Origin of the sequence: Kribbella sp. CA-247076 (genome assembly GCF_050942445.1) — a bacterium.
Taxonomy (GTDB): domain Bacteria; phylum Actinomycetota; class Actinomycetes; order Propionibacteriales; family Kribbellaceae; genus Kribbella.
Window position 1 is genome coordinate 6,940,571 of record NZ_CP192051.1, and the last position, 14,597, is coordinate 6,955,167.

17 protein-coding genes are annotated in these 14,597 nt (G+C 69.0%); 11 read left to right on the plus strand and 6 right to left on the minus strand.

Features of this window, described 5'->3' with window-relative positions:
* Positions 1 to 95: 95 nt before the first annotated feature.
* Positions 96 to 839 carry an SDR family oxidoreductase gene (locus tag ACQPYZ_RS33070; protein ID WP_433162953.1) on the plus strand — a complete coding sequence of 248 codons (744 nt, stop codon included), beginning with the start codon at positions 96 to 98 and terminating at the stop codon, positions 837 to 839.
* Here ACQPYZ_RS33070 and ACQPYZ_RS33075 read toward each other — a convergent pair.
* The 3 genes from ACQPYZ_RS33075 to ACQPYZ_RS33085 are packed head-to-tail and all read right to left on the minus strand — an operon-like array spanning position 828 to position 3,330.
* The gene (locus ACQPYZ_RS33075; protein WP_433162955.1) at positions 828 to 1,127 is read right to left on the minus strand and encodes a thiamine-binding protein; all 300 of its coding nucleotides are present in this window, start codon (positions 1,125 to 1,127) and stop codon (positions 828 to 830) included. The two genes, ACQPYZ_RS33070 and ACQPYZ_RS33075, sit on opposite strands and share 12 nt — an antisense overlap.
* On the minus strand, positions 1,124 to 2,713 hold the full coding sequence (locus tag ACQPYZ_RS33080) for an MFS transporter (RefSeq protein WP_433162957.1): 1,590 nt from the start codon (positions 2,711 to 2,713) through the stop codon (positions 1,124 to 1,126). Before ACQPYZ_RS33080 ends, ACQPYZ_RS33075 begins: the two co-directional genes overlap by 4 nt.
* On the minus strand, positions 2,710 to 3,330 hold the full coding sequence (locus ACQPYZ_RS33085) for a TetR family transcriptional regulator (protein WP_433162958.1): 621 nt from the start codon (positions 3,328 to 3,330) through the stop codon (positions 2,710 to 2,712). The genes ACQPYZ_RS33080 and ACQPYZ_RS33085 overlap by 4 nt, the downstream gene beginning before the upstream one ends.
* A 150-nt stretch (positions 3,331 to 3,480) precedes the next feature.
* On the opposite strand from ACQPYZ_RS33085, the gene ACQPYZ_RS33090 reads away from it, so the two are divergent.
* Positions 3,481 to 4,026 carry a hypothetical protein gene (locus ACQPYZ_RS33090; protein ID WP_433162960.1) on the plus strand — a complete coding sequence of 182 codons (546 nt, stop codon included), beginning with the start codon at positions 3,481 to 3,483 and terminating at the stop codon, positions 4,024 to 4,026.
* On the opposite strand, the gene ACQPYZ_RS33095 is transcribed toward ACQPYZ_RS33090, so the two are convergent.
* Positions 4,016 to 4,477, minus strand: coding sequence for a methyltransferase family protein (locus ACQPYZ_RS33095; RefSeq protein ID WP_433162962.1), 462 nt, complete (start codon positions 4,475 to 4,477; stop codon positions 4,016 to 4,018). The two genes, ACQPYZ_RS33090 and ACQPYZ_RS33095, sit on opposite strands and share 11 nt — an antisense overlap.
* Positions 4,470 to 4,949 carry a MarR family winged helix-turn-helix transcriptional regulator gene (locus ACQPYZ_RS33100; RefSeq protein ID WP_433162964.1) on the minus strand — a complete coding sequence of 160 codons (480 nt, stop codon included), beginning with the start codon at positions 4,947 to 4,949 and terminating at the stop codon, positions 4,470 to 4,472. The genes ACQPYZ_RS33095 and ACQPYZ_RS33100 overlap by 8 nt, the downstream gene beginning before the upstream one ends.
* A gap of 38 nt (positions 4,950 to 4,987) precedes the next feature.
* Between ACQPYZ_RS33100 and ACQPYZ_RS33105 the strand changes: the two genes are divergently transcribed.
* The 8 genes from ACQPYZ_RS33105 to ACQPYZ_RS33140 all read left to right on the plus strand — a co-directional run bounded on the left by ACQPYZ_RS33105 (position 4,988) and on the right by ACQPYZ_RS33140 (position 11,539).
* On the plus strand, positions 4,988 to 6,226 hold the full coding sequence (locus tag ACQPYZ_RS33105) for a glycosyltransferase (protein ID WP_433162966.1): 1,239 nt from the start codon (positions 4,988 to 4,990) through the stop codon (positions 6,224 to 6,226).
* Positions 6,227 to 6,294: 68 nt separating this feature from the next.
* On the plus strand, positions 6,295 to 6,909 hold the full coding sequence (locus ACQPYZ_RS33110; protein WP_433162968.1) for a DUF998 domain-containing protein: 615 nt from the start codon (positions 6,295 to 6,297) through the stop codon (positions 6,907 to 6,909).
* Positions 6,910 to 7,022: 113 nt separating this feature from the next.
* Positions 7,023 to 7,361, plus strand: coding sequence for a hypothetical protein (locus tag ACQPYZ_RS33115; RefSeq protein WP_433162970.1), 339 nt, complete (start codon positions 7,023 to 7,025; stop codon positions 7,359 to 7,361).
* Between the two features lie 5 nt (positions 7,362 to 7,366).
* Positions 7,367 to 8,695 (plus strand): hypothetical protein, encoded by a 1,329-nt coding sequence (locus ACQPYZ_RS33120; RefSeq protein ID WP_433162972.1) that lies wholly within the window; start codon positions 7,367 to 7,369, stop codon positions 8,693 to 8,695.
* A gap of 95 nt (positions 8,696 to 8,790) precedes the next feature.
* Positions 8,791 to 9,222: a MarR family winged helix-turn-helix transcriptional regulator gene (locus ACQPYZ_RS33125; RefSeq protein WP_433162974.1), complete on the plus strand. Its 432-nt coding sequence runs from the start codon at positions 8,791 to 8,793 to the stop codon at positions 9,220 to 9,222.
* Positions 9,219 to 10,430, plus strand: coding sequence for an MFS transporter (locus ACQPYZ_RS33130; protein WP_433162976.1), 1,212 nt, complete (start codon positions 9,219 to 9,221; stop codon positions 10,428 to 10,430). Before ACQPYZ_RS33125 ends, ACQPYZ_RS33130 begins: the two co-directional genes overlap by 4 nt.
* A gap of 40 nt (positions 10,431 to 10,470) precedes the next feature.
* A complete protein-coding gene (locus ACQPYZ_RS33135) occupies positions 10,471 to 11,022 on the plus strand; it encodes a TetR/AcrR family transcriptional regulator (RefSeq protein WP_433162977.1) in 552 nt (183 codons plus the stop codon).
* A gap of 10 nt (positions 11,023 to 11,032) precedes the next feature.
* On the plus strand, positions 11,033 to 11,539 hold the full coding sequence (locus tag ACQPYZ_RS33140; protein WP_433162978.1) for a DUF2867 domain-containing protein: 507 nt from the start codon (positions 11,033 to 11,035) through the stop codon (positions 11,537 to 11,539).
* On the opposite strand, the gene ACQPYZ_RS33145 is transcribed toward ACQPYZ_RS33140, so the two are convergent.
* Positions 11,522 to 13,363 carry an FtsX-like permease family protein gene (locus tag ACQPYZ_RS33145; protein WP_433162980.1) on the minus strand — a complete coding sequence of 614 codons (1,842 nt, stop codon included), beginning with the start codon at positions 13,361 to 13,363 and terminating at the stop codon, positions 11,522 to 11,524. The two genes, ACQPYZ_RS33140 and ACQPYZ_RS33145, sit on opposite strands and share 18 nt — an antisense overlap.
* A 158-nt stretch (positions 13,364 to 13,521) precedes the next feature.
* Here ACQPYZ_RS33145 and ACQPYZ_RS33150 point away from each other — a divergent pair, with 158 nt between their 5' ends.
* Positions 13,522 to 14,559 (plus strand): IS30 family transposase, encoded by a 1,038-nt coding sequence (locus ACQPYZ_RS33150; protein ID WP_433162982.1) that lies wholly within the window; start codon positions 13,522 to 13,524, stop codon positions 14,557 to 14,559.
* Positions 14,560 to 14,597: the final 38 nt, after the last annotated feature.

Below are 14,597 nucleotides of genomic sequence, written 5' to 3' on the forward strand. Positions count from 1 at the left end.
CCAGTCTCCCGGACTTCCGGCGGTTATCCACTGCCTGCCGAGCAGAGGCTGAGGCGAGCCTGGTTACCCCCGGCCGGCGGACGTTGGCTGGAGCCATGAAAACCACAGGCAACACGATCTTCATGACCGGCGGCACCTCCGGCATCGGCCTCGGGCTGGCCCGGAGGTTCCGCGACCTCGGCAACACCGTGATCATCAGCGGCCGCCGCAAGGACCTGCTCGACCGGATCGCCGCCGAGGACGGCATCGAGGGGATCGCCCTCGACGTCGCCGACCCGGCGTCGATCGCGGCCGCGTTCGAGACCGTCACCACGACGTACCCGGACGTCAACGTGCTGGTGACGATGGCCGGCATCATGCAACTCGAGGATCTCCGGGACCCCGCCCACCTGGCCGCGAGCGAGGACACGATCGGCATCAACCTGCTCGGCACGATCCGGACGATCACCGCGTTCACGCCGTACCTGCTGGCGAAACCGGACGCCGTGATCATGACGGTGTCGTCGGGGCTCGCGTTCGTCCCGCTGGTGCACACGCCGACGTACAGCGCGACCAAGGCCGCGATCCACAGCTACACCCAGAGCCTGCGGATCCAGCTCGTGGACACCGGCGTCCAGGTGATCGAGCTCGTCCCGCCGGCCGTCCAGACCGGCCTGCTCAACGGCACCCCGAACCCGGAGTGGATGCCGCTGGACGAGTTCCTGGAGGAGTCGGTCGGCCTGCTGCGGCAGCAGCCCGACGCCGACGAGATCCTGGTCGACCGCGTCCGGTTCCTCCGGGACGCCGAACGCGAGAACCGCTACGAGCAGGTGATCGGCGTCCTCAACTCAGTCGGCTAGCGCGTCCTCGATCCGCTCGACCTTGGCGGTGAGCTGACCGGAGTACCCGGGCCGGATGTCCGCCTTCAGCACCAGACTCACCCGGGGCGAGGCCGCCGCGACCGCGTCGACCGCCTGCTTCACCACCGCCATCACCTCGTCCCACTCCCCCTCGAGGTTGGTGAACATCGCGTTGGTCTCGTTCGGCAGACCGGAGGCGCGGACCACGCGGACGGCTTCGGCCACCGCCTGGCTCACGCCTCCGGTCTCGTCACCGCCGGAAGGGCTGATGCTGAATGCAACGATCATGCATCCAGGATGTCAGGCTCCTCGGCGGCACGGCGCTCGGCTGCCGAGGTGGTCAGCAGCGCCTTCTCCTTGATGAACAGGATCGCGACCAGGGCGAGGACGGCGATCGGCACGGAGATCAGGAACAGGTCCGCGGTCGCGTCGCCGTACGCCTCCTGCACCGCGGCCTTCACCTCCGGCGGCAGCGTGGTGATGTCCGGTACGGCGCCACCGCCCTGGGACCCCTCCACCCCGAGCGACGCCGCCACCTTGTTCGCCAGTACCGCACCCAGCGCGCTCACGCCGATCGTGCCGCCCATGCTCCGGAAGAAGCTCACCACCGACGTCGCCGCCCCGAGCTCGCGCGCCGGTACGTCGTTCTGCGCGGCGAGCACCAGGTTCTGCATCACCAGGCCGACGCCGACCCCGAGGACGACCATGAACAGCGACATCCGGAACGTCCCGGTGTGCGCGTCGATCGTGCCGAGCAGCCCGAGCCCGACCGGCAGCAGCACGCCACCGGCGACCAGGTAGATCTTCCACTTCCCGTACTTCGTGATCAGGCCACCGGCGATCGTGGACGACACCAGCATGCCGAGGATCATCGGCAGGCTCATCAGGCCGGCCGACGTCGGCGAGTGCCCCTGGGCGATCTGGAAGTACTGCGACAGGAACACCGAACCACCGAACAGCGCCAGGCCGACCAGCATGCTGGCGACCACCGACAGCGCGACCGTGCGGTTGCGGAACAGGTCCAGCGGGATGATCGGCTCCGGGTGCCGCGACTCGATCACCACCGCGACGACGAGCGCGACCACGGCGATGCCGACCATCAGGAAACTCCAGCCGGACACCCAGTCGAACCGGTTCCCGGCGAACGTCGACCAGACCAGGATGGTGCTGACCCCGCTGGTGATGAACAGCGCACCCCACCAGTCGATCCGCACGTTCCGGCGGATCGTCGGCAGCCTCAGCGTCCGCTGCAGCAGGTAGATCGCGAGCAGGCAGAACGGGACGCCGACCAGGAAGCAGGCGCGCCAGCCGAGCGGGGAGTCGACCAGGAAGCCGCCGAGCAGCGGCCCGCCGACGGTCGCGGACGCGAAGATCGCGCCGAAGATGCCGGAGTAGCGGCCGAGCTCGCGCGGCGGGATGATCGCCGCCATCACGATCTGGACCAGCGCGGTCAGGCCGCCGGCGCCGATGCCCTGCACGACCCGGCTGGTCAGCAGCAGCTCGACGTTCGGCGTGAACCCGGCGACCAGCGAGCCGATCACGAAGAACGACAGCGACAGCTGGACCAGCAGTTTGTTGTTGTAGAGGTCGGCGAGCTTGCCCCACAGCGGCACGGTGGCCGTCATCGCGAGCAGCTCGACGGTGACCACCCAGGTGTAGACCGACTGGCTCGCCTCCAGGTCGGCGATGATCCGCGGCAGCGCGGTCGACACGATCGTGCCGGCCAGGACGGCGACCAGCATGCCCATCATCAGGCCGGAGATGGCCTGCGCGGTCTGCCGCGGCGTCAGGGTGGCGATGTTCTCGGTGACCTCACCCGCGGCGCCGTCGGAGACGTTCTCCGGCGACGGGGAGGGTGACGAGGTCGTCGTCATGAGTGACCTTTCGTTGTCGGTTCGAACCGAGGGTCGATGCCCTCGGCAAGTAGTTGGAAGCTTTCGGCGACGAGCTCACGGACGGGGCGGTCCGGTGCGGCCTTGTGCAGCTCCATCGCCACGCGGCAGGCGGCGCCGGCGGTGCTGACGACCAGCGCCGGGCGCACCGACGCGGGCGGCTCGCCCATCCGCTCGGCCAGCGCGGCGGTGAGCTGCCGCTCGTCGTCGAAGCTGGACATCATCAGCTGGTAGAGCAGGGTGGGCGAGCTCATGATCAGCTCGCCGCGACGGGACAGCTCACCCTCGCGCTCGAGGTTCGTCAGTACGTCGCTGACGACGTGCCACATCGTGGTCAGCGGCGACTCGTCGGCCGGTGCGGTCCGCATCCGGTCCAGGGCACGCTCCAGGTGCTCGGGGTCGCGCCCGAGGATCGCGTGCTCCTTGTGCGGGAAGTAGTTGAAGAAGGTCCGCACCGAGACGTCGGCCGCCTCGGCGATCTCCTCGACGGTGACGTGGTCCGCACCCTTCGCCAGCGCCAGCCGCAGCGCGGCCTCGGCCAACGCCTGCCGGGTCTCGCGCTTCTTGCGCTCCCGCAACCCACCCTCTGCTTGCCTCACCGGACCAGGCTAAGGACAAACTTGCAGTCACTGCAAACTATTAACCATGAAACTTTGCAGGCACGCAGGAAACTGTCCCGGGTGACCCCGGTGGCGGTAGAATGAAGTGGCAGCCTCCGGTGCGGGTTCCCGCGTTCGGAGGCTTTTTGTATGCCTACTCTTCTCTACCGAGCCGCCATCCACGACCTCCGCGGGACCGAGATCCTGCCCCTCAACCTGCTCCGCGAGCAGCACCCCGACCTGTACGAACGCGAGGCCGGCAAGTACTCGCAGCGGCCGGAGACGATGGACCAGCCGGTCCATCCGCTCGGCTGCCGCTGGAACGATGTGGTCTTCCTGTCGCCGGTCCACCCGGCGCCGATCTTCGACGCACTCCGCGAGTCCGGCCGGATCGGTCCGGGCGCGCTCGACTTCTGGACCGTCGACGCCGAACTGCTGGAACCCGACCGCACCTGCATCCTGCTCAAGCGCTACGACCCGGAGTTCCGCCCGCAACCCGCGTCCGACTACCTCCCGTACAGCCCGGCCACCGTCGCCACCCTGTCCACCCCGTCCGACCGGGCACTCACCCGGCTGCGCACCCTGAACGCCACCGAACCGCTGTTCCCGTGGGCCGACATCCCGCACATCCTCCACCGCGGCCCTCTCTCCATCACCCTCTTCCGCACCCCAGACGGCCGGCCGGTCAGGGTCTGAACCGGGGCAGCCAGGCCGGGACCGTCCGCCGGTAGTCCTCGTACAGAACGCCGTACCGCCGCAGCAGCGCGGGCTCCTCGTACCACCGGACGAAGGAGGCCATCACGGCCCAGGCGACCACGCCGTACCCGAGGATCCAGGGGTCGAGGAAGGTGAGCGCCTGGCCGAGGATCGCGGTGACGACACCGACGTACATGGGATTGCGGACGAAGCGGTAGTCGCCACCGACCACGAGCTCCTCGGTCGGGGCGACGGGCGCCGGCGTACCGCGGCCTTCCCGGACGAAACGGACGAAGGCACGCAGTACGACGTACGCCCCGCCGGCGACCACGACTGGGCCGGGCCAGAACCGTGGCCCGGCCCAGTCGCTGATCCACCACGGGATCACGCCGCCGACGACGCAGGGCGCGGCGAAGAAGAACGCGGTGCTGCCGAGGATGGCTCTAAGCATCGTCGAGCCGGGTGATCACGCGGTCGGAGAGGTCGCAGAAGGTGTCGAGCTCGGCCGGGGTGAGGTCGGCGAACCAGTCGGCCACCGCCGCGAGGTCGCCGGCGTCCCGCTCGCGCCAGTACGCCGTACTGCGCTCTGTTGCTGACAGCAACTTGCGGCGCCGGTCCGCGGGATCCGCCTCGACCCGCAGCAACTCCTTGCGGACCAGGGCGGCGACGATCTGGGCGACGTTCTGATGCGTGCTGCCCAGGGCGGCGGCCGCCTCGGCCAGGGACGGCCTGCCCAGCGCGACCACGGCGGTGATCAACGCGGCCTGTTGCGTGGTGAGCCCGTCGGTCCGCAGCCGCTCGTCCATCGCGTAACGGAGCTTCTGCGCGAGCATCAGCGTCGTCCGGAACGCCCGCACCGACGGCGCCAGCTCCGAGCCGGCTCCGGTCCCGAACACCTCTGCGGTCTTGTTCCGTCGCGACATAGGCAATATATTACCTATCAACATCGAAGGGGGCAACCGTGATCTGTCTGCTGCCGCACTGCGCCTATCTGTCGGAGACCTCCCGGATGCTCGAGCTGCACCGGGCCCTCCGCGAGCTCGGGGTCGAGGTGCGCGTCGCCACCCACGGCGGTCCGCACGAACGCCTGCTGGCCGGCATCGAGTACGACGTCCTCGGCCCGGGCCTGTCCGCCGCACGCTCGGCCCGGTTCGTCGCGTCGGCGGTCGGCCTCGGGGATCCGCGGCAGAGCATGTACGACGACGCCGAGCTCCGGACGTACGTCGCCGCGGAGGCGGAGTACTTCCGCGCCCACGGGATCACGGTCGCGGTCACCGGGTTCACCGTGACCACGTTGCTGTCGACGCGGCTGGCCGGCGTACGGCTGATCACCGAGCACGCGGGCAGCTTCGTGCCTCCGGTCTTCGAGCGGCGACTGCTGCCGGCGCCAACCCGGCCGGTCGATCCGCGGCTGAAGAACGCTCCGGACTGGTTCGCCCGGTTCTTGGTCAACAGGACGGTCAACCGCACGACGGCGTACACCAGTGGCTTCAACCGGGTTGCCGCATCGCTCGGTGTAGAAGGAGTTCCGAGCCTGGCCGCGATCTTGCTCGGCGACCTGTCGTTGGTCCCGGAGATTCCTGAGGTGCTCGGCATCCCGGCCGCCGACGTGGCGGCTTGGCGTCCTGGCAAGGGGTATCGCGCCGGGTCGCGACTCCGGACGGTCGGGCCGCTGTTCGCCCACCTGAACCTGCCGATGCCGGGGAGAGTGCAGCGGTTCCTCGACCGCCCCGGCCCGACGATCTACCTCGCGATGACGTCGACCCCGGCCGATCAGGTCCGCTCGGCGATCGCGGAGCTCAGCCGGCTCGACGTACGCATCCTCGTCGCCGGGACGATCCACGACCTCGACGACCTGGCCACCGACCGGATCATGGTCGAAGGCGTCCTGCCCAGCCACCTGGTGATGCCGCAGGTTGAGCTCGCCGTCACCACCGGCGGCCAGGGCAGCGTGCAGACCGCGATGGCCTGCGGTACGCCGCTCCTCGGCCTCCCGCTCCACCCCGAGCAGGACCTCAACGTCGCCCTGGTCGAACGCCTCGGCGCAGCCCGCCGCCTCACCCGCCACGACAACCTGGCCACCCTCGCCGCCCACATGCTCGACGACCGCACCCACCTCGAAGCCGCCGAACACATCCAGAAGCTCTACGCTGCCGCCAACGGCCCCACCGAAGCCGCCACCATCATCGCCGCCTCGTGATCCCGTGTCCGGATCCAACCGGCCCCTTCGACGTCTCTGCTGAAGCTCTGAGCAGAGAGGACACGACCATGAACCACCTCCGCGCCTGCGGCATCGTCGCCGGACCCCTGTTCCTGACCATGTGGGCCGTGCAGGCCTTCACCCGCGACGGCTTCGACCCGTCCCGTCACCCGCTCAGCCTGCTCGCCCTCGGCGACGGCGGCTGGGTCCAGATCACCAACTTCGTCGTCACCGGCGCCCTGTACGTCGCCGCGGCAGCCGGCCTGCGCGACCACGGACGCTGGCTTCCCCGCTTCGTCGCCACCTTCGGCCTCGGCCTGATCCTGGCCGGCGTCTTCGTCACCGACCCCGGCGCCGGCTACCCCACCGGAGCCCCCGAAGCCCGCGCCCCCCTCACCTGGCACGGCCTCCTGCACGAACTGGCCTTCGCCGTCGTCCAACTGGCCTGGCTGGCCACCGCCATCACCCTCGCCAAACGCACCTTCGGCCTGCCACGCCGCGCCACCATCACCACGATCCTCCTGACCCTCACCATCGCCGCCTGGCCGGACCCCGACACCCTCAGCATCCGCCTGGTCATCGCCTCCGCTCTCCAGTTCGGCCTCCTGGCGGTGATCTGCATCAGGCCCGCGACGGCTTGGATTGAACCGGATGCAAGGAAGGTCGAACAAACCGGCGTTTGATTCACACAGGCATTCCATCGGCTATTGCCTCTCAAGGTTTCTCACCCGCATTCTGTTGATGCGCAGGATGCGTTCACGTCCGCCGGACGGAACGCGGGGGCCGGGAGGTGCGCATGAGCAAGCCAGGGGTTTGGATTGTCACGATCGGGTGCGCGTTGGCAATCTTCGGAGTCATCGTGTTCGGCACATATCTCGTGACCGACGAAGTCAAAGCGTGGTCCGTCGGATTGGGCGGTGCTTGTTTCGCAGCCACGGTCGCGATAGGAAGCTCGATCCTCACGTCGCGGGTCAAGCCGGAGCAACCGAAACAGGCATCAGCCGGCCAGCAGACGGGAACGGCCTTTGCGACCGGCGGCTCGATCGCCGGTCTGGCCGCAGGCAACGACATCACCATCGGCACGCCGCCCGCTCCTCAGCAGAACGCACCGAAACAGCCGGCCGAAGGCGACTGATCACGGTGCCGGAAGCGGACGACAGCGCGTCGCCGAAACCGTCCCAGCGCACCGGACCGACGTTTGCGAGCGACGGTTCGATCGCGGGCCTGGCCGCCGGCCGCGACATCAATATCGGCAGTCCGTCATCGATCAACGACCTGGTTCTCGAGCTTCAGCACTTGAGCTTGAACGGCGCCTTCCAGAGATTCAGGAAGATAGACCTCAAGGCCGGGGTTCTTGGGGACCTGCTCACCAAGAATCCCCGCCGCGCCTCAGATCTGGTCGGAAGGCTGTTCAAGGACGACCCTGTCGGCACCCGGCAACTGATCCGGCAGTTGGACGCCGCCTTCGCCGGAAAGCTCATGCTGTTCATGAGACCCGCGGCACGAGCCGATCTCATGGCTTTCCACGGCGCACCGGCGCGCATCATCGGCAGCATGAGTCCCAGGGACGGCGGAGCCCTGCTGTCGGACTTGGCGCGTGGCGATCTCAGTAGTGCGACGAACGTACTCGGATCCTTTCCGATCACCCACCGCACCGACTACATCGGGCAGATGGAGCCGCGCCAGGCGGCCCGTGTTCTTGTGGCCTCTCCGGCGACGGAGGCCGCCGAAATCATCGAGCGGCTGCGAAGCAGCGACCGGAACGCAGCCGAAATCCTCTCGGCCGAGGTGCAGACAGTCGCCGAGGCCGCCCGGCGTGAAGACTCTCTCCGGCTGACCGCTCTGGTCTTGAAGATCGTCTCGGTCGCTCTGCTCCTCGCCTGTGTGTTTCTGCTGGCTACCCGGGGCGGCGGACCCGCCCAGCCGGACTCCAACGTGGCTGGACCGCCTAACCCGAGCTCGACTACCCAGCCTTCGACAGCCCCACCGGCGAGCAACCTAGGCAACAGGCCCGCCGCATCAGCCGTATCCGCCGTTCCCCGCGACTTTCCGACAGATCGCCTTCTCCGCAACGAGCTCCTCCGCTGGGCCGATGTCTGCAGCCAGTGGCTGGACGAGCCGGAGGCCAGGAACAACCAGGTGACCCGGCTGATCTACAGCTGTCAGACCGAGCAGGGGGTGTGGATCGTCTACACCCAGTACTCGTTGAAAGTCACACCCTTCAGCTTTGGCAAACCGAACCAGGCTGACGCAATCGCCGGAGCGTGGAAGGGGCCGGATCAACGGCAGGGCACCTACCTTCTGTACGCCCGCGATCGAGGACGGCCCGGAATCTGGTTGCAGGAAGACGGTACCTCGCGGATCGCGTTCATGCTCTGGGCACCGGAGGGCAGCAACCTGGGCGAGCAACAGCTCGCAGACTCCCTGCGCCGACTGCTCGAGGGGCATGGATACAGCCTGACGTCCTGAATCCACCATCGCGGCGTGGCGGCTGGCGCTGTCGTGATGAGGCTCACTGTGGTTGCGGGTGGAGATGCATAGGTTTGCTATGTATGTTGCGGAGTGTGAGTGGACCTGAGCTGACTCAGTTGAGTGTGGAGATGGTGGTGGCGTCGGCTCGGTTGACGCGGATGGCGAGTCGGGATGTGAGCGCGTTGCCGCATGCGGCGATGCGGTTGCTGGGGCGGCTCGACGAGCTCGGCCCGACGCGGATCAGTGAGCTCGCCAAGGCCGACCGGTGCTCCCAACCGACGATGTCCACTCTTGTGCAGCGTCAGGAGGAGCAAGGGCTGGTACGGCGGGACGCCGACCCGGAGGACTCGCGGGCCAGCCTGATCAGCCTCACCGACGCCGGGTACGCCGAGCTGCAGAGCGCCCGCCGCCAAGCGGGTGCCGCCCTCGCCGCCCGGCTCGGCCAGCTTCCCGCCGCCGACCTCGCCACCCTCGAGGCCGCCGTCACCGTCATGCGCAAACTCCTGGAGGTCACCCCGCGGTGAGCAACTCGTTCCTGAAGCAACCCAAGTCCGTCTGGGCGGTCGCGTTCGCCTGCGTGATCGCGTTCATGGGCATCGGCCTGGTCGACCCGATCCTCAAGCCGATCGCCGAGCAACTGCACGCGAGCCCGTCGCAGGTGTCGCTGCTGTTCACCAGCTACATGGCGGTGATCGGTGTCGCGATGCTGATCACCGGCGCCGTCTCCAGCCGGATCGGCGCGAAGCGCACCCTGCTCATCGGCCTGGCGATCATCGTCGTCTTCGCCGCCCTGGCCGGGCTGTCCAACTCGATCGGCGCGATCGTCGCCTTCCGGGCCGGCTGGGGTCTCGGCAACGCGCTCTTCATCGCGACCGCGCTGGCCACGATCGTCAACTCCGCCAGCGGATCGGTCGCCGAGGCGATCATCCTGTACGAAGCGGCGCTCGGGGTCGGGATCGCGGCCGGCCCCCTGGTTGGTGGCGAGCTCGGCACGATCTCGTGGCGCGGTCCGTTCTTCGGCGTCGCCGTACTGATGACGATCGCGCTCGCGGCCACCGCGTTCCTGCTGCCCGCGTCACCCCGGGCAGAGCGTCGTACGTCGATCGTCGAGCCGCTGAAGGCGTTGCGGCACCGGTCACTCGCGACGGTGGCGATCACGGCACTGCTCTACAACTTCGGGTTCTTCACGCTGCTCGCGTTCACGCCGTTCCCGCTGGCGATGTCCGCGCGGCAGATCGGGTTGATCTTCTTCGGCTGGGGGATCGGGCTGGCGATCACCTCGGTGTTCGTGGCTCCGCGGCTGCAGCGCTGGTTCGGCACGCTGCCGGTGGTGATGACGTCGCTGCTGCTGTTCGGCGCCGACCTCGCGGTGATGGGCGTCTACGCGCACCACAAGGAGGTGCTCGCGATCGGCGTGATCGTGGGCGGCCTGTTCCTCGGCATCAACAACACCCTGATCACCGAGGCCGTGATGGCGGCCGCCCCGGTCGAACGCGGCACCGCATCCGCGGCGTACTCCTTCGTCCGCTTCTCCGGCGGCGCGGTCGCCCCCTGGCTCGCCGGCAAGCTCGGCGAGGAGCTCAACGTCCACGTCCCCTTCTACGTCGGCGCCGTCGCCGTCGTCCTCGCGGTCGCCACCCTCGCCACCGGCTGGAAGCCCCTCTCCCACCTCCGCGCCCCCACCCCACACACCCGGGCCGAGGCCGAAGCCCTCACCACTGCCGACGCCTGAGCCCCGGCGGCCATACCAAACAGTATGGTATGGTCACCGCATGGTGACCCGGGTCGAGTGGTTGGAGGCCGGCTTCGAGTTGCTGGCGGCGGAGGGGGCGCCGGCGGTGACGATCGAGCGGCTGACCGCGAAGCTCGGGGTCACCAAGGGGTCGTACTACCACCACTTCAAGGGAGCGCCCGGGTTCCGGACCGCGCTGCTGGAGTACTTCGAGGCGCAGTACACGACCCGCTTGATCGACACCGTCGAGCGCGAGCCCGACGCGGAGCCCTGGGCCAAGCTGCAGCATCTGCTCAAGCTGGTGCTGTCGGATCCCGACAGTGCCGAGCTGGAGATCGCCGTCCGGGCCTGGGCGCTGCAGGACGCCGAGGTCCGGGCCGTACAGGAGCGCGTCGACGAGGCGCGTACGGCGTACCTTCGTGAGCTCTGCCGTGGACTGAAGGTCGACGTCGACCCGGACCGGCTCGCGCAGCTGCTGTACCTGATCCTCATCGGCTCCGAGCAGGTGCTGCCGTCGGTGCCGAAGGGCGACCTGCGCGAGCTCTACGCGATGACCCTTCGGCTCGCGACCGGCGAGACGCTGATCGACTAGGAGGCCACGGATGCCCGCTCGCACCGATCTGCCCGAACTCGACCACCTGTTGCCGACGGTCGACGTCGTCGACGTGAAGACCGTGGGCGGGGCGGTGTCGCTCCGGGAGTTCACCGCCGGCGCACTCGGCTACTCGCCACTGTGGATCAAAGGGCTGTTCGCGGTCCGGATGGTGGTCGCCCAGGTGCTGCGTCTCGACACCACTGGGGTCCCGGCTGGACGACGGTTGCGACCCGAGACCGTGAGCTTCACCCCCGGCGATCCGGCGTCGTTCTTCACGGTCGTCCGCGGTGAGGAGGACCACTACCTCCTGCTGGAGATCACCGACAACCACCTGGTCGCCTGGCTCGCGATCATCACCGACAACGCGCAGCCGGTGAGCTCGTTCAAGGTCGTCACGTTGGTGCGCTACCTGCGACCGGCGGGCCGCTTCTACTACAACCTGATCCGGCCGTTCCACCACCTGGTCGTCGCGAGCATGGCCCAGGCCGGGACCAGGTCATTCGCGTCCCGCTAGCAACAGGATCGGCGGCCGGCCGGTCGCTCGGTGCGCGGTCGCGGCGGTAGCGGCGCCGACCACGACCGTCGCCGCGACGAAGATCGCGCCGAGGAGTCGCCACGGGATCGCCACGGCGGCAACGCCGTACGGACCGGCGGCGATCCCGGCGAGCGCGGCCGCCGCGACGACCGCTCCGAGCAGTACGCCGATGACGACGACCACGGTGGACTCCACGAGGGCGACGATGACGACCTGTCCCCTGGTGAGCCCGGCCATCCGCGCCAGCGCGAACTCACGCCGGCGGTCCGCGGTCGACATCACCACGGCGTTGACGACCGCGACCGCGGTGTAGATGCCCGCGAGTCCCATCAAGGCGGCGAACAGGCCGGAGTTGCCGCGCTGCTGGGCCTCGCCTTTCGCCTCGGCCCACTCCTTGACGGTCTGCCCGCCGACGACGTGGCCCGGTTCGACCTGGACGAGGGTCTCGGTGCGTCCGCCGGCCGGGAGCAGGGTGCGCGGAACGAAGAAGTTCTCGCTCACGTCCAGGGTCTCCGGCATAACCGCGACCACCGTGACCGGAACCTTGCGGTTGCCCAGGGCAACTGTCAGCCTCTCGCCGACCTGGTAGCCCTCCGCCGCCATTCCGGGGCCGATGGCAATCGTCCGTCCGGTCAACCGGTCCAGCGAGCCCTTTCGCGGCCGGAGCTTGTGCGTCTGCTGGTACGCCGCCGGATCGATCCCGATCGCCTCGGAGTAGATGGTCCGCTTGCCCCGCCTGACCCCGACCGGTACAGCGGTCTGCGGAGATGCGACCGTGATGCCGGGCCCGGTCCGGACCACGTGGTCGACGACGCGATCGGCGGTGATCAGCCGTTCCTGCTCCACCCCGACCGCCTTCGCGAGCGAACCGAACGTACCCCACAGGCCGACCACGAGTCCGACCAGCACGATCAGAGGCGCTGCCGTGGCAGCACTTCGCCGTACGGCGTGCAGAACACCGGCCCGGGCGAGGTCGGCGAGCAGGTTGCCCCGCAGTACGGCGGCCGGGAGGCGACCGGCCAGGGGTACGACGACCGGGCTGAGCTGACTGAGTGCGATCGACCCGCTGATCATCACGACGAGCCCGACCATCAGGCCCGCGACCAGATCACGGGCCGCCTGGGCGGCGATCACCAGCAGGACGGTGCAGGTCGCGGCCGACAGTCCCCAGAACCACCGCCAGGCCGTCATCACCCGCGTCGCCTTCGGGCTGTCGGTCAGTGCCTCCAGCGCGCTCACCCGGGATGCCCGCCAGGCGGCCGCGAGTACGCCGACCAGCGCGGTGCTCACGCCGACGATCATCGCGGCCCACAGCGCCCCTTGGTCCCACGGCGCGTCGAACCAGGCCGGCAGCATGCCGAGCTCGATCAGCAGGGCCGACTGCGCCAAGGTGCCGAGCAGGCCGACCGGTACGCCGATCGCCGTACCGAGCACCCCGAGCAGCGCGGCCTCGCAGAGCAGCATCAGGCTGACGTAGCCGCGGTGCGCGCCCACCAGCCGGAGGAGCCCGAGCTCACGCCGCCGCTGCACGACCGTGAACCCGAACGTCGTACTCACGATGAACACGGTCAGGAACACCGCGAGCATCACCGACATCCCGAGCAGGGTCGCTGCGCCGACGTACCCCTCGCGAACCCGGGCCCGGTCGTAGGCGGACAGCCCGGGCGGCACGACCGGCCGGTCCGCTGCCGCCAGCATCTGCAAGCCCGACTGCACCAGCCCGACGCCGAGCGCGACGGCGACCACAGCGCCCGCGAACAACTGCCACCTGTCACGGACGGCACCAACCGACAACCTCAGCATTCCTCCAGCCAACCGCACCCCGCCCCACGCCACCCGGGCCCACAAACCCCATCCGAGGTAGCCCGCGCGCTACCGACTCTGTGCTCCGCTCGAGCACTTCTACGCCCTTGGCCTCAACCGGTTGTTGCACATGATTTGTGTGATGACTGGAGGTTGTGGTGCCGGGTAGGCGGTTGGATGAGCGGGAGCGTCAGGTGATTGAGAGGTCGCTGGCGGCTGGGTTGTCGGTGGAGCAGATCGGGGCGGTGCTGGGGCGTCATCGCACGACGATCGCGCGGGAGATCGAGCGCAACGGTGTTGGTCGGTTTGGGTCGCTGCCGCCGCGGCGGGCGGCCGGTGGTGGGATGTGGGGCCGGCCGCGGGTGTATCGGGCGGTGCGGGCGCAACGTCATGCGGTCCGGCGGGCGCGTCGTCCGAAGCCGTTCAAGCTGACCGGGCCGTTGGCGCTGGCGGTTGGGGAGTTGTTGTTGCAGGACTGGTCCCCGCAGCAGATCGCGGCGAGCTTGCCAGGGTTGTTCCCCGGCGACGACGGTATGCGGGTGAGCCACGAGACGATCTACCAGTCGTTGTTCGTGCAGACCCGCGGCGAGTTGCGGCGGGAACTGACCGAGCACCTGCGCACCAAACGGATGAGCCGCAAGCCCCGCAGCGGCGTCGTGCGGCGGGGCCTGATCGGGATCGTGCCGATCAGCCAGCGGCCGGCCGAGGTCTGCGATCGGGCCGTGCCCGGGCACTGGGAAGGCGACCTGCTGCTGGGCGGGGTCGGCAAGGGCGCGGTGATCACCCTGGTCGAACGCAAGAGCCGGTTCGTGCTGCTGGCCCCGCTGCCGGACCGGCATACCGGGCTGGATCTGAAGGCCGCGCTGACGCCGCTGATCGGCTCGCTGCCCCAAGCGCTGCGCGGCTCGCTGACCTGGGACCGCGGCAGCGAGATGAGCGAGCACGCCGCCATCGCTGTCGACGCCGGGATCGACATCTACTTCGCCGACCCCCACTCACCTTGGCAGCGGGGCAGCAACGAGAACACCAACGGACTGCTGCGCCAGTACTGGCCCAAAGGCGCCGACCTCCGAACCCTCACCCAGGCCCGCACCGACGAAGTCGCCCACCTGCTGAACACCCGCCCCCGACAGACCCTGGGATGGAAGACTCCGGCCCAAGCCCTCAACGAGGCCCTCAGTGCAACAACCAGTTGAAACCGCCGCCGCCGCAGTACTCGGACCGCGCACAAAGT